The sequence below is a fragment of the Limnoglobus sp. genome (assembly GCF_059499385.1).
Genome location: NZ_JCABYM010000074.1, coordinates 1 through 24,227, shown reverse-complemented (window position 1 = coordinate 24,227; position 24,227 = coordinate 1). Strand labels below are relative to the sequence as shown.

The 24,227-nt window shown below is 65.8% G+C and carries 20 protein-coding genes, 1 tRNA gene and 1 CRISPR repeat array; of the genes, 2 read left to right on the top strand and 19 right to left on the bottom strand.

The features are described from left to right. Positions 1–9 precede the first annotated feature (9 nt). From AC5JJ2_RS13710 to AC5JJ2_RS13690, 5 genes are all read right to left on the bottom strand, one after another. A tRNA-Ser gene (locus tag AC5JJ2_RS13710) sits at positions 10–93 on the bottom strand. Between the two features lie 45 nt (positions 94–138). Further along, positions 139–399: a type II toxin-antitoxin system RelE/ParE family toxin gene (locus AC5JJ2_RS13705; RefSeq protein WP_495858561.1), complete on the bottom strand. Its 261-nt coding sequence runs from the start codon at positions 397–399 to the stop codon at positions 139–141. Continuing rightward, positions 396–623 (bottom strand): hypothetical protein, encoded by a 228-nt coding sequence (locus tag AC5JJ2_RS13700; protein WP_495858560.1) that lies wholly within the window; start codon positions 621–623, stop codon positions 396–398. Before AC5JJ2_RS13700 ends, AC5JJ2_RS13705 begins: the two co-directional genes overlap by 4 nt. Before the next feature lie 57 nt (positions 624–680). Further along, positions 681–1,745, bottom strand: coding sequence for an Ig-like domain-containing protein (locus AC5JJ2_RS13695; protein WP_495858559.1), 1,065 nt, complete (start codon positions 1,743–1,745; stop codon positions 681–683). Between the two features lie 63 nt (positions 1,746–1,808). Continuing rightward, positions 1,809–2,858: a hypothetical protein gene (locus AC5JJ2_RS13690; RefSeq protein WP_495858558.1), complete on the bottom strand. Its 1,050-nt coding sequence runs from the start codon at positions 2,856–2,858 to the stop codon at positions 1,809–1,811. 250 nt (positions 2,859–3,108) lie between these two features. Here AC5JJ2_RS13690 and AC5JJ2_RS13685 point away from each other — a divergent pair, with 250 nt between their 5' ends. Beyond that, positions 3,109–4,392: a DUF1015 domain-containing protein gene (locus tag AC5JJ2_RS13685; protein ID WP_495858557.1), complete on the top strand. Its 1,284-nt coding sequence runs from the start codon at positions 3,109–3,111 to the stop codon at positions 4,390–4,392. 4 nt (positions 4,393–4,396) lie between these two features. After that, positions 4,397–4,633, top strand: a complete 237-nt coding sequence (locus tag AC5JJ2_RS13680; RefSeq protein WP_495858556.1) for a hypothetical protein — start codon at positions 4,397–4,399, stop codon at positions 4,631–4,633. A gap of 118 nt (positions 4,634–4,751) precedes the next feature. On the opposite strand, the gene AC5JJ2_RS13675 is transcribed toward AC5JJ2_RS13680, so the two are convergent. The 14 genes from AC5JJ2_RS13675 to AC5JJ2_RS13610 all read right to left on the bottom strand — a co-directional run bounded on the left by AC5JJ2_RS13675 (position 4,752) and on the right by AC5JJ2_RS13610 (position 24,115). Beyond that, entirely contained in the window at positions 4,752–5,681 is a 930-nt protein-coding gene (locus AC5JJ2_RS13675; protein WP_495858555.1) for a cytochrome c, read from the bottom strand. A gap of 141 nt (positions 5,682–5,822) precedes the next feature. Further along, positions 5,823–6,812 carry an aldo/keto reductase gene (locus AC5JJ2_RS13670; RefSeq protein WP_495858554.1) on the bottom strand — a complete coding sequence of 330 codons (990 nt, stop codon included), beginning with the start codon at positions 6,810–6,812 and terminating at the stop codon, positions 5,823–5,825. 32 nt (positions 6,813–6,844) lie between these two features. Next, on the bottom strand, positions 6,845–7,297 hold the full coding sequence (locus tag AC5JJ2_RS13665; protein ID WP_495858553.1) for a GNAT family N-acetyltransferase: 453 nt from the start codon (positions 7,295–7,297) through the stop codon (positions 6,845–6,847). After that, positions 7,294–8,037 carry an AAA family ATPase gene (locus AC5JJ2_RS13660; RefSeq protein ID WP_495858552.1) on the bottom strand — a complete coding sequence of 248 codons (744 nt, stop codon included), beginning with the start codon at positions 8,035–8,037 and terminating at the stop codon, positions 7,294–7,296. The genes AC5JJ2_RS13665 and AC5JJ2_RS13660 overlap by 4 nt, the downstream gene beginning before the upstream one ends. Before the next feature lie 22 nt (positions 8,038–8,059). After that, positions 8,060–9,451, bottom strand: a complete 1,392-nt coding sequence (locus AC5JJ2_RS13655; RefSeq protein WP_495858551.1) for a phage terminase large subunit family protein — start codon at positions 9,449–9,451, stop codon at positions 8,060–8,062. Continuing rightward, entirely contained in the window at positions 9,351–9,836 is a 486-nt protein-coding gene (locus AC5JJ2_RS13650; RefSeq protein WP_495858550.1) for a hypothetical protein, read from the bottom strand. Before AC5JJ2_RS13650 ends, AC5JJ2_RS13655 begins: the two co-directional genes overlap by 101 nt. Positions 9,837–10,044: 208 nt before the next feature. Further along, a CRISPR array of direct repeats spans positions 10,045–15,109; the repeat unit is 36 nt; unit sequence GTGCTCAACGCCCGAAGGCGTCACTGATTTCGTCAC. Positions 15,110–15,347: 238 nt separating this feature from the next. Continuing rightward, entirely contained in the window at positions 15,348–15,647 is a 300-nt protein-coding gene (cas2, locus tag AC5JJ2_RS13645) for a CRISPR-associated endonuclease Cas2 (protein ID WP_495858549.1), read from the bottom strand. Between the two features lie 15 nt (positions 15,648–15,662). After that, a complete protein-coding gene (cas1, locus tag AC5JJ2_RS13640) occupies positions 15,663–17,324 on the bottom strand; it encodes a type I-MYXAN CRISPR-associated endonuclease Cas1 (protein WP_495858548.1) in 1,662 nt (553 codons plus the stop codon). Between the two features lie 6 nt (positions 17,325–17,330). Beyond that, the gene (cas5, locus tag AC5JJ2_RS13635) at positions 17,331–17,948 is read right to left on the bottom strand and encodes a type I-MYXAN CRISPR-associated protein Cas5/Cmx5/DevS (protein ID WP_495858575.1); all 618 of its coding nucleotides are present in this window, start codon (positions 17,946–17,948) and stop codon (positions 17,331–17,333) included. Positions 17,949–17,962: 14 nt separating this feature from the next. Then, complete coding sequence (cas7i, locus tag AC5JJ2_RS13630) at positions 17,963–18,826, bottom strand: type I-B CRISPR-associated protein Cas7/Cst2/DevR (protein ID WP_495858547.1); 864 nt, start codon at positions 18,824–18,826, stop codon at positions 17,963–17,965. A 3-nt stretch (positions 18,827–18,829) separates the two neighbouring features. Then, a complete protein-coding gene (gene cas8a1, locus AC5JJ2_RS13625; protein WP_495858546.1) occupies positions 18,830–20,521 on the bottom strand; it encodes a type I-MYXAN CRISPR-associated Cas8a1/Cmx1 in 1,692 nt (563 codons plus the stop codon). Further along, positions 20,500–22,800: a CRISPR-associated helicase Cas3' gene (gene cas3 / locus AC5JJ2_RS13620; protein ID WP_495858545.1), complete on the bottom strand. Its 2,301-nt coding sequence runs from the start codon at positions 22,798–22,800 to the stop codon at positions 20,500–20,502. Before cas3 ends, cas8a1 begins: the two co-directional genes overlap by 22 nt. Next, on the bottom strand, positions 22,800–23,420 hold the full coding sequence (gene cas6 / locus AC5JJ2_RS13615) for a type I-MYXAN CRISPR-associated protein Cas6/Cmx6 (protein ID WP_495858544.1): 621 nt from the start codon (positions 23,418–23,420) through the stop codon (positions 22,800–22,802). Before cas6 ends, cas3 begins: the two co-directional genes overlap by 1 nt. Before the next feature lie 386 nt (positions 23,421–23,806). After that, positions 23,807–24,115 (bottom strand): hypothetical protein, encoded by a 309-nt coding sequence (locus AC5JJ2_RS13610; RefSeq protein ID WP_495858543.1) that lies wholly within the window; start codon positions 24,113–24,115, stop codon positions 23,807–23,809. Positions 24,116–24,227: the final 112 nt, after the last annotated feature.

The window sequence follows — 24,227 nt, the reverse complement described above, 5'->3', positions numbered from 1 at the left end:
CTATTCCAGCGGAGGGGAAGGGAGTCGAACCCTCAAGGCTCATCGCTCGACTGTTTTCGAGACAGCTGCCGTCGCCAATCGGCTTGCCCCTCCGCGAAGAAGGACACCGCCCGGCAACGGGAGGTTCGGGCCGATGAATCAGAACGATTGCGTGAGCCAGACCGCAAGAATGCGAACCTGTCGGTCGTCCTCGATCACTTCGTAGCGGACGCCGAGCGGCGGCAGAAAATAGATTCGTTGCGTGCCGATGCGGGACTCGCCCTTGCCACGCGGGTCGGTGGAGAGGTGGCGTTCCAGCAACTCCGCGATCTGGGTCAGACCCGTGCGGTCGGAAACGTGGAGCCAGATCGCGGCCAACTCGTCCACCGCGTTTGGCTGCCAGACGATGGCGTAGCTCACGGGGTCAGGCCCTTCATCTTTTCCAAAACTTGGGCCGTCGTGAGGCCGCCGGGGGCCTTCGCCCGGCGTTCCCACTCCGCGTCCGTCAGCTGCGGCTCGCTCGTCGGCACGGGCGGCAACACGCACACCCGCACCGGCTGCCCGGCTTGGTCGCACAGCACCACCGGCCCGGTCGCCGATTGAAACTGCGCGAGCGTCGCGGCGTCCAATCGAATCATCGTCATGGGTTCGATCCTCCCCTCGGTGCTTCATTCTCCGGGCGGCGGGGCCGTGTTGTCAACTCACTTCACTTCGACAGCCCGCGTCACCGTCTTCGTCTCCGTCGCCGTGCCGACGGGCTTCAGCAGGTCCACCTCGAACGGCTCGCCGACGCGGTTGCCGCACGGGTCCTCCAGGTGCGTCGCAACTTGCAACGTGTACTTCCCCGCCGCCCACGGCTGCTTCGGCGCGAACTCCCACACGGCCTCGGCCTTCGCCAGCGTGACCGTGCCGTCGAGCCGCTTCCCGGCCGCGTCCTCCAGCCACACGAGCCGCTGCGCCAGCGCCGCGTCGAGCGACTTACCAAACGCGACCGTCAGCTTGTCCCGGCCGCCCGCCTTTGGGGCAGAGATCGTCCACTTCGCCGGGTCGATCGCCTCGCGGTCGGCCGCGGTCACGGTGAACGTCTTGCGGAACGCTTCCTTCAGCGGGACGCCGTCGCCGTCGGCCCACGTCTTCGCGATTGTTAGTGTGAACGTCTTGCCCGCCTCCAACGCCGGGCCGAGGTCTTCGCGCGGCTTCACCTCCCGCTTGATCCGGCCGGGGTCGATCAACAGCGTGATTCGCTTCTGGTCGGTCGTCCAGAGTTCCTCCTCCAGCTCCAGGAACGGCATCTCGACGACCCTCTTGTCCGTGTCGTTCGTCAGCGTGACGTGCTTGTAGATGTCCCCCTTCGCCATCGGCTTCGAGAAGTGGACGTAGAACCGCAGCGTGTTCTCCGGCAGCTTGTCCGCGGACGGGAACACGGCCGCGACCGTGCCGGGGTCGGCCTTCGGCTTCGGGAGCGTGAAGTCGTGCGTCCGCTCGGCGTCGCCGTCGCGGAACGTGACGCGGTACGCGACGCCCGGCTCGAACGGGAACCGCGGCTCGAACTTCAGCGCGTCGCCGTCGAGCGTGTGCGTGCCGAGGAGGGCGGCGGTCGTCCCGTTGCCGGCCACGGCCACGCGGAGGGCGGCGGCCCATTGCTCCAGCGTCTTGTGCTTGAACGCCTCCGGCACGCCGCGGACCTCGACGGTCTTTCCCTCGACGACGCGGATGGCGGGTTGCGGGTCGGCGGCAAGGGTGAGGAAAAGTGCGGTGAGGAACATGGTGCGACTCAGAAAAGAAAAAAGCCCACGGACGAACGTCCGTGGGCAGTCCACCCCGTCCCGTTACGGCAGTTCCACGCTCGTCAGGTGCGTGCCGCCCTCCGTCTTCATTAGCACCACGGCCCGCGTGTCGTCCAGCTTGTCGAGCTGCTCCACGCCCTTCCACGCGTCGATCTTCTCGTAGGTCGAGCCGGCCGTCTCCGACTTCGGCCGCTCGACGATACCGTCCTTGATGTCGAACTGCTCGGTCGAAACCTTCATCACCCCGCGGGCGTTGTTTGCCATCAGCACGTAGTCCTTGCCGCCCTTCTTGTACACGATCATGTCCAGCGGCCGGTTCCGGTTGCCGAGTTCGGCCAGCGTCGTGCCCGTCACCTTCGCGCCGGGTTGCAGGTCGCTCACCGGGAACTTCACCAGCGGCGTGCAGGTGTACGCCGCGATGACGTGCTCGGCGTTGCCGATCTTGTACGTCGTGAACGTCCGGACCGGGGCCTGCGTCTCGAACTTGCCGTGTGCCCCATGGAAAATCTTGATCCCCGCGGTGGCGACCGGCCCCTCGAACGGGTACGGCACGGTCCGCAGGGTGGACGCGAACTCCTCGTTCGACAGCCCGGCGATGATGAGCTTGCCGTTCGCGAACCCGAGGCTGGTGATCGACTCGGTCCGCTGCTTGTCGTTCGCGTTCGCCAGCTCGACGGCCGAGAACGTCACGTCCTTGAGCGGGAACTCGTGCAGCTTGCCGTCGCGGGTGACCTTCAGCACGACGGCCGGGGCGGTCGCGTTCACCCCGCGGCGGACGGCCAGGTAGATGTTCCCGGACGCCGGGTTCACCTTCATGTCGGCGATCTGAATCTTGTCCGCCGGCAGGCCGAGCATGGATGCGGCCTGGTCGGTGATCTTCTCGACCTTCACGTCCTCCTTGCCGGCCGGCTTCGTGTCGTCGGTGGCGACGGCGTACACCTTCGCGGCCGCCGGGTCGCCGACGAACAGCACGCCGTCCGGCCCGAACGCCAGGGCGGTGATCGACTTCACTTCCGGCGTGCCCTTCTTCGCCTCGGCGGCGGCGAACGCCGTGACCGCGAGGCACAGAACGAGTGCGGACAGGTAACGCATGATGGGACCTCCTGGAGAGACGGATAGCGGTCGCGGGCGTGATGTCATGATTGCGACGGCGCGGGTGAGAGGCAAATGAGAAATGCGGCCGAAAGAAGTTCACCACAGAGAACACAGAGCAAAGAGGAGAAGAAGATCATTTCTTCTGACCAATCTTCGGTTTTCTCGTCTTTCCTCTGTGTTCTCTGTGTCTCTGTGGTGAATGCCTTTTCTTCTACAGTAACTGCCCGCCCCCACGAGGTTCCCGCACATGGCCGACATCCGCGCGTTCCGTGGCTTCCGGTACGACCTGGGCAAGGTCGGCGCGCTCTCGGACGTGGTCGCGCCGCCCTACGACGTGATCGACGCCGAGTTGCAGCAGAAGCTGTACGCCCTCAGCCCGTTCAACGCCGTCCGCGTGGAGCTGACGAAGGACGAACCGGGCGACACGGAATCGCAGAACAAGTACGCCCGCGCCGGCCAGACGATGCGGGACTGGGTCGCGGCCAACGCGCTCGTTCAGGACACGGCCCGCAGCCTGTACGTGTACGAGCAGGAGTTCACGGCCGAGGGACAAACGTACACCCGCCGCGGGTTCTTCGCCCGCGTCCGGCTGGAGCCGTTCGGCACGGGCCGCATCTTCCCGCACGAGCAAACGCTCTCCGGCCCGAAGCAGGACCGATTGAACCTCTACCGCGCCACGAACTTCAACCTGTCGCCGGTGTTCGGGCTGTACCCGGACGAGGCCGGCGAGGTGTTCGCGAAGCTCGACCCGTTCGTCCGCAAGAACCCGCCGCTGGTGGCGAACGATCACCTCGGCGTCACGAACCGACTGTGGGTCGTCACGGACCAGGCGGCGATCTCGCACGTCATCGGGCTGATGGGGCCGAAGCCGGTGTTCATCGCCGACGGCCACCACCGGTACGAGACGGGCTTGAAGTACCTCGAAGAACAGCAGGTGGCGGACGACGAGGCGGCGGCGAACTTCTGCCTGATGATGCTCGTCGGCATGAGCGACCCCGGCCTCATCATCCTACCGACGCACCGCCTCGTCAGCGGGCTGCCGCCGATCACGGGGGATCGGCTGAAGGAGGTTTTGAAGGACCACTTCGAGCTGACCGACGAGCCGGACGCGACGGCGGCGTGGGAGCACGTGCAGATGGACGGCTCGCAGCTCTGCCTCGGGTTCGGCTCGGTGGCGGACGGGAAGTGGCTCGTCGCGAAGCTCCGCGACCCGGCGGTGATGGACGGCCTCGCCCCGGACCAGTCGGCCGACTGGCGCGGCCTCGGCGTGAGCGTGCTGCACAAGCTCGTCCTCGACAAGCTGGTGAAGGACCACGTCGGCGAGGGGAAGTGCCGGTACGTGCATCTGCTGAAGGAAGTGACCGACGCGGTCGCGGCGGGGGCGTGCCAGTTGGCGTGCCTCGTCCCGCCGGCGACGATGGATCATGTGGAGACGATCGCGGGCAACCGCGAGAAGATGCCGCCGAAATCGACGTACTTCTACCCGAAGCTGCTGACCGGGCTGGTGTACAACTCGCTGAAGAAGGACTGACGCGATGCCGCGGTACGACGAGGACGACGACCTGCCGGACGGCGTCTACCACGACGACGAGTGGCAGACCGTCACCTGTCGGTATTGTCGCGCGGAGATCGCCGAGGGGGCGGAACAGTGCCCGAAGTGCGGGAACTTTCAGTCGAGCGAAGACGCGCCGGCGGAGCCGCGGTCGAAGTTCGTCATCTTCGTGATGGTGCTGGCCCTGGCGTGCGCCGCGCTGTGGGCCGCGGGCCGGTGACTGACCTGGGACCGCGGGCGTCCCGCCCGCCACGGCCCCAGCCGCGTAAGATTGATCCCCGGAACTGGGAAGGTGGGCGGGCGGGACGCCCGCGGTCCCAGGGGCCGCTACTTCATTCCTACCGCGCGGCCATCGTTTCCTTCTTCAGCGACAGCACGTAGTCGATCAGGTCTTCGACCTCGCCCGGCGAGAGCTTGTTGTGCGGCGGCATCGGCGTGCCGGGGATGCCGTGCAGGATGCGGGGGTAGAGCCGCTCCCGCTCCTTGCCGCCCTTGAACAGGCCGGTCGTCAGGTCGCGGGGCTTGTTCGGCAGGCCGTCGCCGCCCTGGTGCGGCGGGTCGTTCTTCTTGTCGTTCGCCTCCTTGCCGTCGCCGCGGCCGTCGTTGCCGTGGCAAGACGCGCAGGCCGTCTTCATCGCGTTCGCGAACAGCAGCTGCCCGCGGAGGACGGATTCCGGCGTCGTCGCCCGCGGCGGCGGCACGGTGACCGGCTCGCCGACCGGCACTTCCTTCTCCACCCGCTTGGCGATCTCCTTCCAGTCCGGGTCTTCCTCGTTCTTCTCCGCCTCCAGCCGGTATCGCTCGGCCAGCCCGGCGCGGGTCAGCGTCCGCAGGTGCGCGACGACGGCCCGCATCTGATCCTCGGTCATGCGGTCTTTGAACCCCCACATGGCCGTGCCGGGGATGCCGTGGCGGATCACGTACAGCAAGTCGTCGTCCGTCGGCATGCCGCCCGCGTCGCCCTTCTTCGTGGTGGTGAACTTGTACTTGTCCCGGCCGAAGTACCGGGCCTGGGGGGAGAGGCTCGCGATGCCGCGGCCGGTCCCCTTCTCGCCGTGGCAGTACGCGCAGTGCTGGACGAAGAGGGCCACGCCGTCCGGCGGCGCGGCGTGGTCCGCGACGGGTTGCGGGCGGGTGGCGAAGTCGTAGGCGGCCGTGCCGCCGGCGAACCACGCGGCCAAGAGCGCGAGCGGGGCGACGCCGACAAGACCCTGGCGAACCTTCGACAGCTTGACCGGCGGGGGGGCGATTTCGGGAGAGTTACCCATGATATTTCAATTACCGAGAACGGGACGGGGAAACAACAAAGTAGTAGGCACACTCCGTGTGCCGTTTGCTGTCGGCCGCGGCGACTCGGGCGAACTCCCCGCGGCGGGAACGAAACGGCACACGGAGTGTGCCTACTACTATTAATCCGGCCCCCGCACGAGGGCCGCGACCTGCTCCTGGTAGAACCGCCGGAGCTTCTCGTGCGTCTGCTCGCTGAGCGGCTTCAGGTCGCTCGGCTTCGCGTTCGCCAGCGCCTGCTGCGGGTTCCTTGCCCCCGGAATGATCGTCGTCACGGCCGGGAAGTCGAGCAGCCACCGCAGCGCCATGTCCGGCATCGCGTACCCGGCCGGGACGAGCGCCCGCAGCTTGTCCACCAGTTCCAGCCCGTTCTCCCACCCGAGGCCGGCGAACGTCTCGCCGACGTTGAACTTCTCGCCGTTCCGGTTGTAGCTGCGGTGGTCCGTCGCCGCGAACTTCGTCGCATGGCTGTACCGCCCGGTCAACAGGCCCGACGCCAGCGGCAGCCGGACGATGATCGCCACGCCCTTCTTCTGCGCCTCGTCGAAGACCGCCGCGATCGGCGTCTGCCGGAACACGTTGAAGATGATCTGCAGCGACGCCAGCCCCGGCTGCGCGAGGCACGCCTTCGCCTCGGCCGTCGATTCGACGCTCGCCCCGAACCGGCGGATCTTCCCCTCCTGCTTCAACTGCCGGAGCGTCTCGAACACGTCGCCCTTCTCCAGTTCGGCGAGCGGGACGCAGTGCAGTTGCGTCAGGTCGAGCGCTTGCACGCCGAGCCGCTTGAGCGACTCCTCGGTGAACTTCCGCACGTTCTCCGGCTTGCAGTTGTCCGGCAGCCCCGGCTTCGGCCACCGGCCGAGCTTCGTGGCGACGAACAGGTTCTTGGCCTGCACGTCCTTGACGAACTTCGCGACCAGCGACTCGCTGCGGCCGAGGCCGTAGATGTCCGCGGTGTCGAAGAACGTGACGCCGGCGTCGTAGGCGGCCTTCAGCGTGGCGAGCGCGTCGGCGTCGGAAACCGCGCCCCACTGGTCGCCGCCGATCTGCCAGCAGCCGAGGCCGACTTCCGACACGCGGGCCGGGTCGTTTCCAAAGGGACGGGTGTTCATGACGGGTTCCTGGTGGGGGGGAACTCTCTGTTTTAGCGGTCGGGCGACCGCCGCCCACGATTATCGAACACGTAGTACACCGGGTCCGCGTGCCGGCTCTTCCGCAGGCTCTCGGCCGTCAGCTTCGCCGCCGACCCGTAGGCCCCGTGCGGCCCGACCGCCCGCCGCACGACGCCGACGCGGACGAACCCGGCCCGCTCGAAGAACGGGTTGGCGTGTCCCATCGCGGACAGCGTCTCGACCCAATCGACCGGGCACAACTCGCACGCCCGGCGGACGAACGCGGCCGCGATCCCGGCCCCGCGGTACGTCGGATGCAGCACGACCCGTTGGAGCAGCCAGAGCTGTTGGTTCATCGCCGCCATCGCCACGCCGCTGCGGGCGTTCGTCAGGCCGAAGTACCGCGACCGCAGGGCGAGCGACGCGGCCGGCGTCGCGAACACGCACACGCCGACGGGCCGGTCGCCGTGCCACAGCAGGATCACGCGGCGGGTGTACGCGAGGCGGTGGCTGCGGTAATGCCACCGAGCGAAGTACGGCCAGTCGGATCGGGAGCCGTCCGACAGCCAAAGCTCGTCGTGGAAGGAGATATGTTTTTTTTTACACCACCGGCCACCACCCGAATCGCGCCGTCGCCCTCGCAACGCACCCACACGTCCGGGTTCAGGTCTTCGACGACATCCTCGTGCGTCGTCGCGGCCAGGACGCCGACGCCGGACCGGGTGACCGCCTTCCGCAGGTTGAACGCGACGACCTTCGCCAGCGTCCGGTCGAGCGCGGCCGTGAACTCGTCCAGCACGATCGGCGTCTTCGCCGTCGCGAGGGCGAACGCCGTGCGGAACCGGTACCGCTGTCCGTCGCTGAGTTCACCCGGCGTCCGCAACAGCAGCCGGGCCTCCGACAGCCCGCACCCGGCGAGCGTCGCCAGCCGCTCCTCCACCGTCCCCGGCAGCGCTTCCACCAGCGGCACGTCCGGCAACGCCAGGGCGTTCGCGTCCGTCGCGCCGAGCTGCCGCGCGACTTCGCGCATGAGCGACGACTTCCCGGACCCGGACGGCCCGGTGAACAGCACGAGGTCCGTCGGCCGCACGTCGAGGGCGACGTTCTCGGCGACGGCGTGCTCGCGTTCCGAATCGTCCAGCCCGAACAGGTCGGCGACCTGCCCGACGACGAGGCTGCGGCGGACTGGCCGGACCGGGTAGCGGATGGTGATCGGGGTGAGCATGATGAAGTCCTTTGTGTTGAGGTTAAATCCACACCCGCGGCTCCCGTGCCCCCGTGAGCAGGTACGCCGTGCCGGTCGCGGCCGCGTCCAACAGGTCGTCGCGGTCGCCGAACGGGAACGTCGTCATCTCGCGGAACAGCGCGTCCTGCGTGCCGTCCGCCTTCAGCCGGAAGCTGCCGCTCTCGACCGCCACGGCGAACGCGCTGACGCGGGCCGCCTTCTGCTTGCTTTGCGTGACGCTCAGCACCTTCGGGCCGAACGCCGACTTGTGGACCAGGATGTCTCGCATCGCCTGGAACGGGCCGTTCGCCTCGAACAGGATCACGGCCGGGTTCCACAGGGCGTCCAGCTCGGCGATCAGCGCTACCATCTCCGGCGACGCCACCCGCCGGGCGACGCTTGCCAAGCAGTGGACCTCGTTGCCGATGCGTCCCAACACGACCAGCGCCGTGTTGTCACTCGTCGCCTTCGCGCTCGCGGCCGGATCGACGGACAGGATCAAGTAGTCGTAAGTAGACGGCGCTTCCGTCCAGAACTGGACCCACTCCGGGCGGATCAGAATCTCGGTCGCGGCGATCGGCGTCAGATGATACCCACGGGCGAACGCGGCCGCCCCGATTTCCTGCCGCCGCTCGGCCAGTTTCTCCGGCGGCCACTTCTCCGGCCACACCGGTTCCAGGTCCGGCCCGACCGCCCGGCGGAAGTGCGCGAACGACGTGTTCTTCTTCAGCCGGGCGTTGCAGTCGTCCGCGTGCCACGGTGTGAACAGCCCCCAGAACTGGCCGTCGGGTTCGAGCAAGTTGAGAAGGTTGTCGTGGAAGTAGTTCGTCACCCGGTCGCGTTCGGCCTTGCTGTACGCGGCGGCCACGTCCACGATGTCGTCGCAAATGAGCAGGTCGGCCCGCGCCCCGGTCGCGCCGCTGCCGACGCCGAAGGCGGCGACCGTCGGGCCGATCATCGGCGTCGGCCGGGCCACGGCGAACGCCTCGGCCGCCCACGGTTGGCCGGGCCGCAACTCCGGGAACGCGAGCCGCACGCGGGCGTTGGTCTCGATCGCGTCGCGAAGGAATCGTGTACGCTCCGCCGCCAGCGCGTCCGTCGAGCAGACGAGCTTCACCCGCAGGCTCGGCCGGTGGCCGAGTTCCCATAGGACGCGGCCGCAGACCTGCGTGCTCTTGCCGTGGTCGCGGGGGAGTTCGATCAGCGCCTTGCGATGGTTCGAGAGGAAGGCTTGCAACTCACGGTGGAACGGGGCCTGACGGATCGGCCGACCGGTCGGCTCCTGGAAGCAGAACTCGATGAACGCGTCCGGCTCACGCCGTACCCGCGGCAGCGACAGCCGCAGGCGGAGCATCAGTTCCAGCCGGCGACGGCTCGTCGCGGAGTTCGCGAAGTAGCGTGGTGACTTCCGCATCGGTCAACCCTCCGACGAACTCGGCCAGCGCGGCCGCCTGCGACGTGAGCCTGGACTTGGGATCGCTTTTCTTCCGCGGGACCGGCTTCCGGCCCGCGGCGAACTTGACGAGGGCCGCCGCCGCCTCCCGGCAGACCTTCGCGTCCTCGGACCGCAGCTGCTTCCGCAGCGTCAGCACGGACTCGGCCGCCTCCTCGGCGAACTGCCGCCCGGCGTCGCGGACGGCCTTCCGCCACGCGGCGGCGAACGTCCGCGTCCACCCGCGGATCGTCCGTTCGGTCCGGCCGATTTCCTTCGCGACGGCGTCCCACGACGCCCCGCGGGCGCGGAGTTCGGCCGCCCGGAAGAAGAACGGGGGCGGGGCTGACGGCTGGCGACGGGGCATGGGTTACCGCCCGGAACGAGGTGCGAGGGCGACGTACGACCGACGGGGATAATTAAGATATAATGTACAATTGTCAACCATAAATTCTTGACGCATTCGGCCCGGCGTCGATCGCGGAATGAGAGGGCGATCGTCGTGCCTTCTCGCGTAGGCGTCACTGCTCAGTAGTCGCTGATCTCGTCATGAGGCAGCCGTGCTGATCTTCGATGTGCTCAACGCCCGAAGGCGTCACTGATTTCGTCACTCCCGGTTCGACTCCGGCAACTGGTTGATCCTGAGGTGCTCAACGCCCGAAGGCGTCACTGATTTCGTCACGTATCGGGTTCGTCGGCGACGTTCCAGGCAGTGGGTGCTCAACGCCCGAAGGCGTCACTGATTTCGTCACGTCCTCGCGCACCAGGCGGCCGTCCACCCGACGACGTGCTCAACGCCCGAAGGCGTCACTGATTTCGTCACCATGTCTTCTAGCTGACGCTTGCGGGCTTCCTCTTGGTGCTCAACGCCCGAAGGCGTCACTGATTTCGTCACCAGGATCGTCTTCGTCCCCGTCGCGATGCTCGCCTGGTGCTCAACGCCCGAAGGCGTCACTGATTTCGTCACGCCGTCGATCTTGTCCCGGCTGCTGCGCTTCGACGGGTGCTCAACGCCCGAAGGCGTCACTGATTTCGTCACTCTTACGACATTGCTTGTTACTCCCACCGGGAGGGGTGCTCAACGCCCGAAGGCGTCACTGATTTCGTCACCACACTGGACGCGGGCAGGTGCTCAGCCAGGTCTGTGCTCAACGCCCGAAGGCGTCACTGATTTCGTCACGCTCCTGCAGATCGTGGTGGACGATCTCGAAGACTAGTGCTCAACGCCCGAAGGCGTCACTGATTTCGTCACGAAATGGATTATGTGGCCAATGAAAACTCGCGAGTGTGCTCAACGCCCGAAGGCGTCACTGATTTCGTCACCACTGCCCGATTGATCGGGCGAGCGTTTGAGTAACCTGTGCTCAACGCCCGAAAGCGTCACTGATTTCGTCACGGTCGGCGGCACGTCGCAGGGGACGGCCGCCCGCCAGTGCTCAACGCCCGAAGGCGTCACTGATTTCGTCACCCGACCGCGCCTTCGCGTCTTCCAGCGTGACGTTCGGGTGCTCAACGCCCGAAGGCGTCACTGATTTCGTCACAAGCTGCATTGTAACGGTGCAGACCATCAATTAGACGTGCTCAACGCCCGAAGGCGTCACTGATTTCGTCACCGCCCCGGACCAACTGAGTTGCTGGCTCGTGGGGACGTGCTCAACGCCCGAAGGCGTCACTGATTTCGTCACACCGCTACCGGCCCGCCCAACGCGGCCGGCTCTAGTGCTCAACGCCCGAAGGCGTCACTGATTTCGTCACAGGCAAGTTTCCCTGTATACATACCGGGCCAGAGTGAGTGCTCAACGCCCGAAGGCGTCACTGATTTCGTCACTGGCCTGTGGTTGGACCACGACGCACAGGCACTGAAGTGCTGAACGCCCGAAGGCGTCACTGATTTCGTCACACGACCCCTGTAGGAGGCTGTGTACGACTCCCTTGACGTGCTCAACGCCCGAAGGCGTCACTGATTTCGTCACCCAGGTGGCGTAAGCGTTCCCCCGCGGGTGTCGCTTGTGCTCAACGCCCGAAGGCGTCACTGATTTCGTCACACGAGCTCGTCCACCCGGCGGTCCACCTGCGCGTCGTGCTCAACGCCCGAAGGCGTCACTGATTTCGTCACATCTCGTTCGGCGAAAGCCCTTCCGTGCCGCGCAGGAGTGCTCAACGCCCGAAGGCGTCACTGATTTCGTCACCCGTCGTTTCCTCCGAGTTCAGCCCGCCGGACATGAGTGCTCAACGCCCGAAGGCGTCACTGATTTCGTCACCCGTTTTTGATTCCGTCGCAGGGCGAAGCCGACAAGTGCTCAACGCCCGAAGGCGTCACTGATTTCGTCACCGTCGCGCGGGCGGTGCGGAGTTCCTCGTAGGCCTGGTGCTCAACGCCCGAAGGCGTCACTGATTTCGTCACGGGTGCAGCCGGCCCGAACACATGGCCGTGAAGATGTGCTCAACGCCCGAAGGCGTCACTGATTTCGTCACCTGGTACCCCGCCGTCGAGCGGAAGAGCATGAAGGAGTGCTCAACGCCCGAAGGCGTCACTGATTTCGTCACCTTTTTGTTGGCCCGGCCCCGCGCGGCCCGGGCCAAGTGCTCAACGCCCGAAGGCGTCACTGATTTCGTCACGTCTGTAGACACCCGGCCGGGCCGAAGCCGGTGGAGGTGCTCAACGCCCGAAGGCGTCACTGATTTCGTCACGGGTCCGGGGCGAACCGATTACGACGCGCGACGAGCGGTGCTCAACGCCCGAAGGCGTCACTGATTTCGTCACATTAAGTCGCGGGAGTTGCCGGAATGGTCGAGACCGTGCTCAACGCCCGAAGGCGTCACTGATTTCGTCACGCGACCGGTAGCCCGAAGTCGTGCAGGACCGCCGGGTAGTGCTCAACGCCCGAAGGCGTCACTGATTTCGTCACTTGGGGGCAGACAATTCGGCTATTATAAAACGGGGCGTGCTCAACGCCCGAAGGCGTCACTGATTTCGTCACCCGGCGGAACCGCACGCTATTCACGTCCCGAATTTTGTGCTCAACGCCCGAAGGCGTCACTGATTTCGTCACCACAAGGTTGCGATCTTGGAGGAGGGGGCGGAATTGTGCTCAACGCCCGAAGGCGTCACTGATTTCGTCACGGGTCGCGAGATAGGCGGACGGGCGGGACTCGAACCCGTGCTCAACGCCCGAAGGCGTCACTGATTTCGTCACCGCGGCGGCCGAGTTGGTGCGGTACAGCCGCGAGTGTGCTCAACGCCCGAAGGCGTCACTGATTTCGTCACGACGACCGGCCGCACAGGACAAGCCGCGTCTTACACCGTGCTCAACGCCCGAAGGCGTCACTGATTTCGTCACGATGTCGCCGACGTGAATCTTGTACGCCTCGTTAGCGTGCTCAACGCCCGAAGGCGTCACTGATTTCGTCACCGTGTTCGTCGCCCGTGCCGACACTGCGCCACGAGGGTGCTCAACGCCCGAAGGCGTCACTGATTTCGTCACCACAAGGTTGCGATCTTGGAGGAGGGGGCGGAATTGTGCTCAACGCCCGAAGGCGTCACTGATTTCGTCACGTTCTGAGGGCGAACTGTGACGCACCAACTCAGCAAGTGCTCAACGCCCGAAGGCGTCACTGATTTCGTCACGGGAAGAAAGGGCCGTGGACGAACTACCCGAAGCGGTGCTCAACGCCCGAAGGCGTCACTGATTTCGTCACGTCCCGCACGTCGGTTATCAGGTCGTCGCCCTCCTCGTGCTCAACGCCCGAAGGCGTCACTGATTTCGTCACCCCGTGCCGGACGCCCCGCAGCCGTTCAAGCTGCCGGAGTGCTCAACGCCCGAAGGCGTCACTGATTTCGTCACCGTTGAAGTGGATGTGATTGAACACCGGTTAGCCCTGTGCTCAACGCCCGAAGGCGTCACTGATTTCGTCACCAAGGTCGAGCGGCGGGCCGAGGGCGGCGGGCCGGTGTGCTCAACGCCCGAAGGCGTCACTGATTTCGTCACCCGGCCCCGTCGCGCCGGCTGCCGATGTTCCAAATGTGCTCAACGCCCGAAGGCGTCACTGATTTCGTCACACGACGCGATGACGGCGTTCGTCCTCAAGCAAACCCTGTGCTCAACGCCCGAAGGCGTCACTGATTTCGTCACTTGGCGTAGGGTTCGACCTCGGCCCGCGGCACGTAGTGCTCAACGCCCGAAGGCGTCACTGATTTCGTCACGATGACCTCGTAACTGATCGTGGACCCGCCGGCGAAGTGCTCAACGCCCGAAGGCGTCACTGATTTCGTCACATCAGCATTGAGTTGCACAGGCTGACGCGGCGTCAGTGCTCAACGCCCGAAGGCGTCACTGATTTCGTCACTGCCCGGTTCTCGGCGTCGGCCGCGGTGACGTTGGGGTGCTCAACGCCCGAAGGCGTCACTGATTTCGTCACGGGGGAGTGTTGTGCGAATCGCATAACACTGACTTGTGCTCAACGCCCGAAGGCGTCACTGATTTCGTCACCTACCCATTGTGCTGTCACAAGTTACAGAAACTCGGTGCTCAACGCCCGAAGGCGTCACTGATTTCGTCACGAGCCAAAACGGCAAGACTCCCGCGAAGAAGTGAGGGTGCTCAACGCCCGAAGGCGTCACTGATTTCGTCACGACATCGTTCGCGTCGTGTTCCTTGCTCTGGTCGGGTGCTCAACGCCCGAAGGCGTCACTGATTTCGTCACAGCGACTACGGGGACGCGGCGGCCGAGGGGCTGTCGTGCTCAACGCCCGAAGGCGTCACTGATTTCGTCACCAGGCCGTCCTCGCGAAGGCGGAGGTGGCGGCGAAGTGCTCAACGCCCGAAGGCGTCACTGATTTCGTCACCGTGTTGTTCGTCGCCTTGTCCCCGTCGAGGAACAGGTGCTCAACGCCCGAAGGCGTCACTGATTTCGTCACGGGCCAGAACCCAAGTCGAAACCAACAGCAAGGGCGTGTGCTCAACGCCCGAAGGCGTCACTGATTTCGTCACACCGTGCCACCCGTTCGAGTTCGTCGTCGGGGACGTGCTCAACGCCCGAAGGCGTCACTGATTTCGTCACTGCAGAACACCGGCCCGGTCGAGCTGACGAACAGCAAGTGCTCAACGCCCGAAGGCGTCACTGATTTCGTCACGCGTCCGCTCCAAAGCATTAGCTAGTTGCTCAAGGTGCTCAACGCCCGAAGGCGTCACTGATTTCGTCACGACAAACGCTTTCTGTTGCACTTCAATCTCCTAGGGTGCTCAACGCCCGAAGGCGTCACTGATTTCGTCACGGTGAACGGCGCGCTATCGTCGTTCGGGTACACGGAGTGCTCAACGCCCGAAGGCGTCACTGATTTCGTCACAGTGACGGCGGCCGGCTGCGGAACCTGTTTGCCCGGGTGCTCAACGCCCGAAGGCGTCACTGATTTCGTCACAGGGAACGGGGTCCAGTCCTTGCCGGGGGCGTACCCGTGCTCAACGCCCGAAGGCGTCACTGATTTCGTCACTGGACCGCGCCCCGCCCGCCACCTCCGTCCAGAAGTCGTGCTCAACGCCCGAAGGCGTCACTGATTTCGTCACGGTGGGCCGGGTCCGTCGTGGCCGCACACCCCGGTCCCGTGTGCTCAACGCCCGAAGGCGTCACTGATTTCGTCACGCGATCTCTTAACTACTGAAGTAGCAGCCGTTTGCCTCACCTCCTTTCAAGCAACCCTCGATCCGGTCCCGAATGTCACGACCAAGACCGCATAAGCTGGGTTAGGACAGCTTCAAATCGCGGAAAATCGACCTCGTCATGCACCGAGTCGCGTTGTCAAAGATCGTTACCGCTTGCTACGGCAATGGTTCGACCCGGTTCGCCGCCGCGTACCCGGCGACGGCCGGCGGTGCGTGACTCACACGATCGTGTGCCGCCGCGGCTCCGCCGTCCAGTCCGGGGGACGGTCCATGCCGTGTATGCCCACGATTCCCGACACGCAGCCGCCGCACAGCGGGATCAACATCACGTCGTCGTCCGTCTTCAATAACTCCGTTAACTCCCACCGCAGTCGCTCGACCTCCCGCCGCGTCATCCAACACCGGAACACCGAGTACTGCACCCGCACCCCGTACCCCTCCATGTGCTTCGCACACTTCCGCAGCCGGGCCGCGTCGTGGACATCGTAACACACCAGCCACCACTTGGCATCGGTCATTCCACACCCCGTCCGTTAGCGGAGCCGGCTGCACGCGAACAGGCCCGGCTCGCCCGTCCACTCCTTCTCCAACAGCCGGGCCTCCAGCTCGATCGTGCGGGCGTAGCTCAAGGAGTAGTTCAACACCGGGTGCTTCCACGATTCTTGAAGCCGGTCCTCGAACAGGCCGATCGCCTTCTTCCGGCCGGCGTCGGACAGCCAGACCTTCGTGCGGGTGACCGTGAAGTCCCCGTCCGGGTCCCACTGCCCGCGGTTGAGCGACCCGACCAGCGGCATGTCCCACAGGGTGACGCGGAACAGCTCCATGAGGTCCAACGCCAGCGGGTACGCGGCCGACCGGGGCGTGTGGAAGAACCCGAGGGCCGGCTCCAGCCCGGACGCCAGCACCGCCCGCATGACGGCCGTGTGCAACAGCCCGTACCCGAAGCTGAGGGCGGCGTTGAACCGGTCCTGCGGCGGCCGCCGGGACCGGGTGGCGGAGTGCAGCGCCTCCGGGACCTGCGGGCCGAGCAGCCGCCGCAGCGCGGAAAAGTAATGCACGGCCGCCGACCCCTCCAGCCCGCGGAGCGTGTCCCGGCTCCCCGCGTCCGGGACTTGCGCGAGGATCGGCTGCATCGAATTCAGCGCGGTCTGGATCGCCGCCCGCGCCTCCTCGTCGCCGCGGCTGGCCCGCATCAGGTAGCGGTACTGGCCCTCGACCTTCGCGGCCGCCAGCGCCCGCGCCAGCCGCAGGCACGTGTCTTCGTCCGTCAGCGCCCGGTACTGGCGGATCCGTCGTTGGACCTGCCCGGCCGTCGGCACGAGGCTGGCCGTGTGGTAGCCGGTGACGCTCAGCCAGTGGACGCCGATGCCGTGCTCGGCGCACTTGCGGATCGCCTGCGTGCTGATCTGCGTGAACCCGTGCAACAGGACCGCCTCGACGCCGCGGGCCGGGTGCTTCACGTCCGGCCCCTCGCGGGGCTTCACCACCAGCGAGTCGGCGCTCACGCCGACGGCCGTGCCTTGGGCGACGACGTGCAGCGTCGTGCCGTCCCGGTCCGGCGGGAACAGCCGGACCACGTCCCGCTCCGGCTCGCGGTCGTGCCGGACTTCTTCGGGAAGGCAGACCGGGGCGAGCGAGCACTTCTCGCACAGCCGGGGGTTCTCCGTGACCGGCGGCCGGTCGAGCGACTCGCGAAGTTCGTGCGCCCGGCCGATGGCGGCCCGCAGGTCGGCGCGGGCGTCGTCGTCGATGGGGACCCGCACGGTGACGTTCGCCGCGTGGTAGCGGATGCGCCCTTCCGGGATCGGCTGGCCGAACGCCTCTTCGAGCAGCACGGCGTAGGCGACGAGTTGCAACCGGTCGGACGGCCACGCGGCCGGCTGGTCGGCCGCGTCGCGGGCGGGGCGGCCGCGCTTGTGCTCGTAGGGGAGGTACGACCCGTCCCGGCGGCGGAGGCAATCGACCTTGCCGACGAGGCCGAGGGCGTCGGACGCGAGGTCGAGGGCGGTGGCCTCCCCCTCGTCGTCGGCGTCGAGGGCGGCGTGCAGTTGCCGGCCGGCGAAGACGCGGTGGTCGGCGACGCGGATTTGTTCGACCTCTTCGAGGTAGAAGAGGCGTTCGCAGTACGCGAGGGCGTGCAGGGCCATGACCCGCACCGGCGGCCGGTGCGAGTCGAGGACGGGGAGCGGGAGCATGGGGGGTTATCCTCCGACGCGGAACCAGGCGGCTTCCAAGCCGTCTTTGACAGGAATGGGGTCAGAAATCACAAACCGGCGGAGAACGGTGTTGGCCCTTTCGAGGTGATCGACCCAAATGGGAATGGAAAAGAAGCCATGCTCGTTGGGCGTAAGGAACACGAGGCGGTCCGGTGGATTGGGGTCGGTCACGACAGTATCCACGAGGTAGCTACTTTCGCCGAGTGACAACCCGCCGGATCGGGTGACGGCGTGAGGAGGCAAGAGGGCTGTCGGCACGCGCTGGGACAGCGGCGGCTCGGCGGCGTCGGCCCCCGGACGCAGCCACACCCACAGCGTTAAGTCCATGAGCAAGTCCTGATAGTCCGGTCGGGTGTTCTCCAGGTCGCTGCCGCGGCGGAGCTTCCGGAAGACCTTCGACCGGCCGGGCAGTCGAGCGACGGCGAGCGCCATCTCAGCCCCACGATGCCGGGCCTTTTCCTCGCGGGGTACGCCGAGCAGTGAGAGCAACATGCCGTACACACTCGACGGGGTCGGAACCGGGAACGTGTCCTGGTACTCGCGGGAGGCATACGGGCGGAAGGCGCAAACCGGCACTTCTACCCGGATCGGTGGCGAAGTCATCATGTACTCCTCCGTCACTTGATAGACTTGTCGGCACTGATTCGGGCCAGGATGTCGGCGAACGCGGCCTTCACGCCGGCGTGGGTGGGCACGCCGAGGGCCTTCAATTCTTCCAACCCGGCGACGCCCTCGGCCGTGCCGACGGCGAGTTCTTTCGGGTCGATGTCCCCGCCCTTCACGCGGGCGGCCAACCTAGCCAACGTGAGCGTGCCGCTCTCGGCCTGCTCGAAGCAGAACATCATCCGCGGGGCCGGATCCGTGGTCCACCGGAGAACGACGGCCTCGGGCGCGAAGTCGTACAGGAATCGGGCGTGGTTCCCGGCCGGGCGGCGAAGGTTCTGGATTGAGAGCAGGGTCTTCTCGGTCCGGGCCTTCTTGTCCTTCAGCAACGCGTCCGGCGTTAGCGCGAACGTGTACTGATAGCGGGTGTCGTGAACCTCGCACTGGTAGGGGATCGGGTTGTCCGCGGCGACCGCAGGGTTGGACCCGGCCGACGCGAAGTGCGCGGACACAGTGCCCGGCCACGGCGTCGTGCTAACCGCCCGACTGATCTCCAGGATGCCGCGGCGGCTGACCGTTTCTTTCTTCGCGTGCATGTACCCGAGCACGTCGTTGTCGATGTAGTCCTCGGGCTTCTTGAACTCCTTGTCCTCCCACTCGTTGCCGTCGTGCGACACCTTGCGGTTGAGCTTGAGCTTCGGGTCGGCCAACCAGCTCTCCCGGAGGGCATAACGGATGGCCTCGCTACTTACGGTCGAGTAGAGGTCGCCGTTTCGGATCACTTTTTGAAGTGTGGACACCGTCCCCTCGGACTCGCCGCGGTTGTTGTGGGCGACCGCCTGGGCGGTGATGATCGTTCCGAACAAGTGCATTGTCATGGGTTAGGCTCCGTTCTTGTTGGTGGGGGATTCACGGTCTTCCTTCTTGCGGTGACTCGACAGGGCGAGGAGTGCCAGGTCGCGGCCCTTCCGCCAATGGTCCGGGTGATCGATGAGTCGCCAAATCGCTGCCGGATGGGTCCGAATCGTCTTCTGCCGCCCGGCTTTAGCGAACAAGTCGGACAGTGCCGCACGGAGAAGGGTCCGCGTCTTCGCTTGCGTGAGCTTGCGGCGGATGTCGTCGTTTAGGTCCTCGAACCGATCCATGATGGTTCGGCTTCCACCTCGCTCTGTCGCCGCTGCCTCTTGCGCGTAAAGGGAATCCATTACTTCCCAGAACGCTTCGACGAAGACCTTTTCGGCCTCCGTATCCCACATAGCTTCTTCCCGGATGAGCTTCATTAGCTTGCTCCTTTGGTAGCAGAGGGCCTCAAACCACAGCCGTTCGATTGATTTGCCGGGGGACTTCTTCCGCTGTCGCTCCATCTCGGCCAAGTCCCAAGATTGGGGCACGTGCAAGCTCTCGTACCACGGCCGACGATTGACGAGGTTGTCGGCGATCCGGCCGCGGGCGGCCGGGAGTTTAATGAACCCCGCCGCCTGCGGCGGCTCGTCGGCCGGTTTCTTTGCCTTTGCTGGTTTCTTCCGCTTGACGTCCGACTCGGTATTCGTCTCCTCGGTGCGGGGGGGCACGTAGACGTTCGGGAACTGTTGGTGAAGGAGGCGATAGCGATCTACCTGGTGCTGGTCCGCGGTTACGTCGAGGACCGCCTTGCGGATGCTCTGGCTGGCGTAGTACCCGACCTTGCCCATCGCCACGACGCGGCAACCTGCGAGGGACCGCCGCGGCTTCTTGGACGAGTACTCGGCGAAGAACTGCAACCCTGCGTCCCCCATGCTCGCAACATCCACGAAGTCGGCGTTGAGAGCCATCCGCCGTCGTGTCGGGGCGAAGTCTTCCAGGTCGCGTACGTCCGGGACGACGAACACCCAATTGCCGCCCTCTCCCTGCAGGCGCTGGAACAAGCAGACCGTGGGGGCCAACATGAGGAGAACGGCTCGCTCGGGCATCCCCTTCCAGGCCCCTTCGCCCCCGTACCGGCCGGCAATTCCGGGATAAACCCAATTCGAGAGTTCGACCACCTCCGTTCGGAACGCCCCCTTGCGGTCAAACAGTTCGCCAACGTCTTTCGCGGGCTTGAGGAGTTTCTTCGGCTCGGCTACCGGCGTGGGGGCTGCCCCTTCCTTTACTTTGGGCGGGCGAATGATCGGCGGTTGATACGACACGCTGATTTCCCGGTTGTCCTCCAACTGAACAATCTTTTGGACCGGCTCACCTTTCGGCTGTACGTTAGTGTGCTGTAGGAAAGTCCGCATGATTCCGGTGTGCGTCGGCACACGGAGGTAAAAATTGTCGCGCTCGTGAGTGTCGTGCACCCCTGGTAGGTACAGCACGCCGTCTTTCTTCGTAACCTGCCATGCCCATTCGATCAGCTTCTCGAACGCCGGCCGAGCCGGGCCGACCCAACGCGCCGTCACGGAGTCGGGTTTCAACTCCCACGACAGCGGGGAAAGATCGCGATCCTTGTCGTCCGCCGCTTGCAGGGCCATGTACAACCCCGCCAGCCCGGCCCGTTCCAACATGTCCATACCGTCGTCAGACAGGTTCCACGTTAGTTTGCATTCGTCTGCCATGTGGCCCCCTCCTTTTCGCAATAGGCAATGGTTCCTGCCGCCGCGACCGGGTAGCCGCCGGCCGGTGGCCGATTCGTCCGCAAGCGCCCCGGCGAGTTCATCGGAATGCTCCACGGCACCAACGACTGGAAACTCCATCGCGCCGGCTTCGCGTGTCCCGGTCCGAGTTCCGCCTCGACCGCGGCCAAGTCTTCCTCGCGAACGACCGTGACACTCGCGCCCGCATCCCGAACGTGAGCCGGCACGGTCACCCAGCCCCCGTCGAGCCACGCGGAGCCTTCTTCAAATTCCTCATCGACGAACATCGCGTCTAACCGCTCGGCGAGGTCTTTCTGACTACACGGGCGTCCACCAAGCTCGGCCACCGTCGTACGGGTCGCTTGCATCTCGACACGAAAATTGCCGCGGGTCGCCGCGTGCTTCGGGTCTTCGTTGTACGGGTCGCCGGTGAACGGATAGACGAGGCAAAGCCCCGGGTCGTCGGCCGTCGCATAGCGGTTCAGGCGGCCGAGGCGTTGCACCAACGACGGGAGCGGGCACTCGGCCGTGACGAGCAGGTCCGCGCTGATGTCGAGCGACATCTCGCACACCTGTGTCGTGACCGCGAGGACGGCTCCTGGGGACTTGAACGCCCGGATCAATTCTTGTTGGCGGTTCACCCTGTCGCGGTACCGGAACCGGCTATGGTAAACGATCGGTTCGACACCGGCCCACGTTCGGGCTTCCTGCGCGATCCGGATTGCATCCCCGACGGTGTTGCACACCCAAAGGACTTTTTTCTTCTCCGTGAGTTTGGCCTTCACCGACTCTTGGCACGCTTCGGCCGACGCCCCTGGTTCGAGATGGTAACGCTTGTAGCCCTCCAGCGCGGGGTCGCCACGAATCTCGTCGCCTGCACGGTCGCCGAGCGTGGCCTTAATCGCGACCAGCCGAGCCGGGGGAATGGACGCGCTCATGAGCAACACGGGTAGGCCGGGAAACGTCTTCAGAAATCGCAACAGGCAGCCAAACATCCGGGCGTCGTAGCTGTGGATTTCATCGAACACGAACGCCCCGGCCGCGAGCGCAGGGAACGAGAACAGCGGCCGCCGTTGGTTCTGGAGTAAGCCGAGGACGGTGTCTACCGTGCAGACGATGGCCTGCGACTTCCAAGATTCGAGCGATTCCAACCGTAAGGCTTCCTCGTCGCGGTCGTCTTCCTTCGTTCCCTGCATTGCCACGAGGTCCACTTTTGAACGACCGTGAATCAGCACGACCTGGAGTTCCGGTTGTCGAAAGACGTAATCTTCGAATCCGACGGACGCCGTGCCCGTTGTCGGATACGTGAACCAAAGCTTCCGACCGACGGCGTGCCGCCGCGCCCACAGGTACGCGGCCGTTGTCTTCCCGTTGCCACAGCCGGCGATGACAACGGCGGCCGACGCTGCCGTGCCGACTTGCTTCTGGAATTCGAGCGGCTCTTGCCCTTTTGTGCCTTTTGCGATTACGGAATCAAGTGTCCGTGCTTCGATCCGGGTGCCGAGGGCCTCGGGTATCCAATCGACCGGCCGGCGACCAGTTCGCTCCAGGGCCGAGGCAGCTACGTCCGCCGCGATGAGAAACGCCTTCAACACGGCAGTACGGAGTTTCACCTCCCTTGCCTTGCCGAGTTTTGTCCACGCACGGATCGAAGCATCCACGTAGTCGTCGATTCGCTGCTCTAAGTTGTCGAGGGTGCGGAAGCGAAGTTCCCCGAGGGGCGGCAACGCTTGGTTCGGACCGAGCGCAGTCATCGCATCTCGGAATAGAGATTCCACCGCGGCCAAAGGGATCGTTACCTCGTCGGGCGTATCCCCCAAGACGAACAATGGCGGCGGCTGACCGGGCTTGCCGGCGTGCTTCGGATCACTCATCTTCAGATGGTGTCCGGCGATGGCCCAGATGATCGGCCAGACGGCCTCGACGGGGCCGAGGGTTTGGAACCATCGCCCGAGGACGGCATCGTCCGTCAGCAGCCAAGCGGCCACGATCTCGTGGCGGACGGGTTGTCGCGTCCCATGCGTTTGAAGCATTTGTTGGAACGCGGAATTCACTTTGCCGAAGTCGTGAAGCGTTGTTGCGGCCAATAAGTGCGATGCCATGTCGCCTATCGAACATGACGGGCCGAGTGCGGCTGCCAAATCCGACGCCGTAAGCTTCCACACCATCTCGGCTGCATCGCGCACGTCCGAACAGTGCTCGACGACCGACGGGGCGGACCCAAAGAATGGCTTCTTCGCCCAAAGTTTGTTCGAGTCCATCACCCCACCCCCCGTGCCGGGACGAAGAACCCGCAGCCCAGCTGCGTGCGGCCGCCGAGGCCGTGGGCCTGCAACGTCAGCGAGTCCGCGGCCGACAACTCCGACACCACCAGCGCGTAGCCCCAGATCGTTGCCCCCTTGATCCGAACCACCCGCCGCACCGGCTCGCCGGCCCGGTCGCCGTCCAGGTGGACCGGCAGGCCCGGCTCGCCGGACACGCCGAGCGCCGCCAGCTTCGCGCGGGCCGTCGCCAGGAACGGGTCCGGCCCGTCCGCGCCCTTGAACGTCACCAGCCGGGCCACCAGGCTCGCGGCCGGGGTCAGCGTGCGGACCGACGGCACGCCCAGCCGGACCGGCCGGCCGCCCACGTCCAGCCGCTGGCCGGCCAGCGGCAGCACGACCCGCACGGCGTCGTCCGGGACGCGGACCCGCAGGCAGGAGCGGTCGGTCAGCCGCAGGCGGCCGTCGCCGGCCGGGTCGCCGGTGAGCGGGGCGAACCGCAGGGCAGTTGCCGGGTCGTGGAACTGCGGCACGAGGCCGGACAGGGCGGCGTACAGCGGGTAGGCGTGATCGACGGCCACGGCGTCGCCGCGGGCGGGGAAGACGAGGTCGATTGTCACGGGGCCAGCTCCCTCAAGGCGTGGGCGGCGCGGGCGCGGAAGTCGGCGACCCGTCGGTTGATCGTTTTCGGATGCACGTTCCAATCTCGGACAAGTTGAACCGAGGTCGTCTCGCCTGTCAAGACCCGCAGCAACTGATTTACCGGGTCCGAAAGCATTTCCGTCCAACAGCGGACCCTCCCGACGACGGCCCGCCGGATCAGGTCGTCGAGCACGTCACCCGAAGTAGACTTGTCGGGCCGGGCGGGGGATGTGACAGAATCCAGGCCGAACACGCGCGGCCGGCTTCCGGGCGGAGGACAGGACGTAGCGCTCGTTGATCGCGTTGTCCCCGAGAACCCCCGATGGTTCGATACTTTCGGAGGTCGTGGCGGGCAAAGGGCCGGCTACTTCCCGATGCAGAAGCGGCTGAAGATGCGGTCGAGCAAGTCGTTCGTGTACACCGCGCCGACCATCTCCCCCAGTTGGTCGAGGGCCGTGCGGAGTTCCAAAGCGAGCAGTTCCTGGGGGTCGTCCTGAAGGACGTGCCCGTGCGCCCGCCGGAGGGCGTCGAGCGCGGCCTCGACGTGATGCCGGCAGCGGCTCTGGCTCGGCGCGAGGGCGGACCGCGAGAGGGACTTCACGACCGCGGCGAGTTGTTCGCGGAGGGCGGCCGTGCCGTCGGGGGTGACGACGGAGACCGCCACCGTCGGCAACTCTTGTCCCCTCCCCCCTTGGGGGGGAGGGGTAGGGAGGGGGGTAGACCTACCTACCGCCGTGAGGCTCGCGTACGCCGCGCGAATCCCGCGGGGGGGGGGGGGGGGCCGC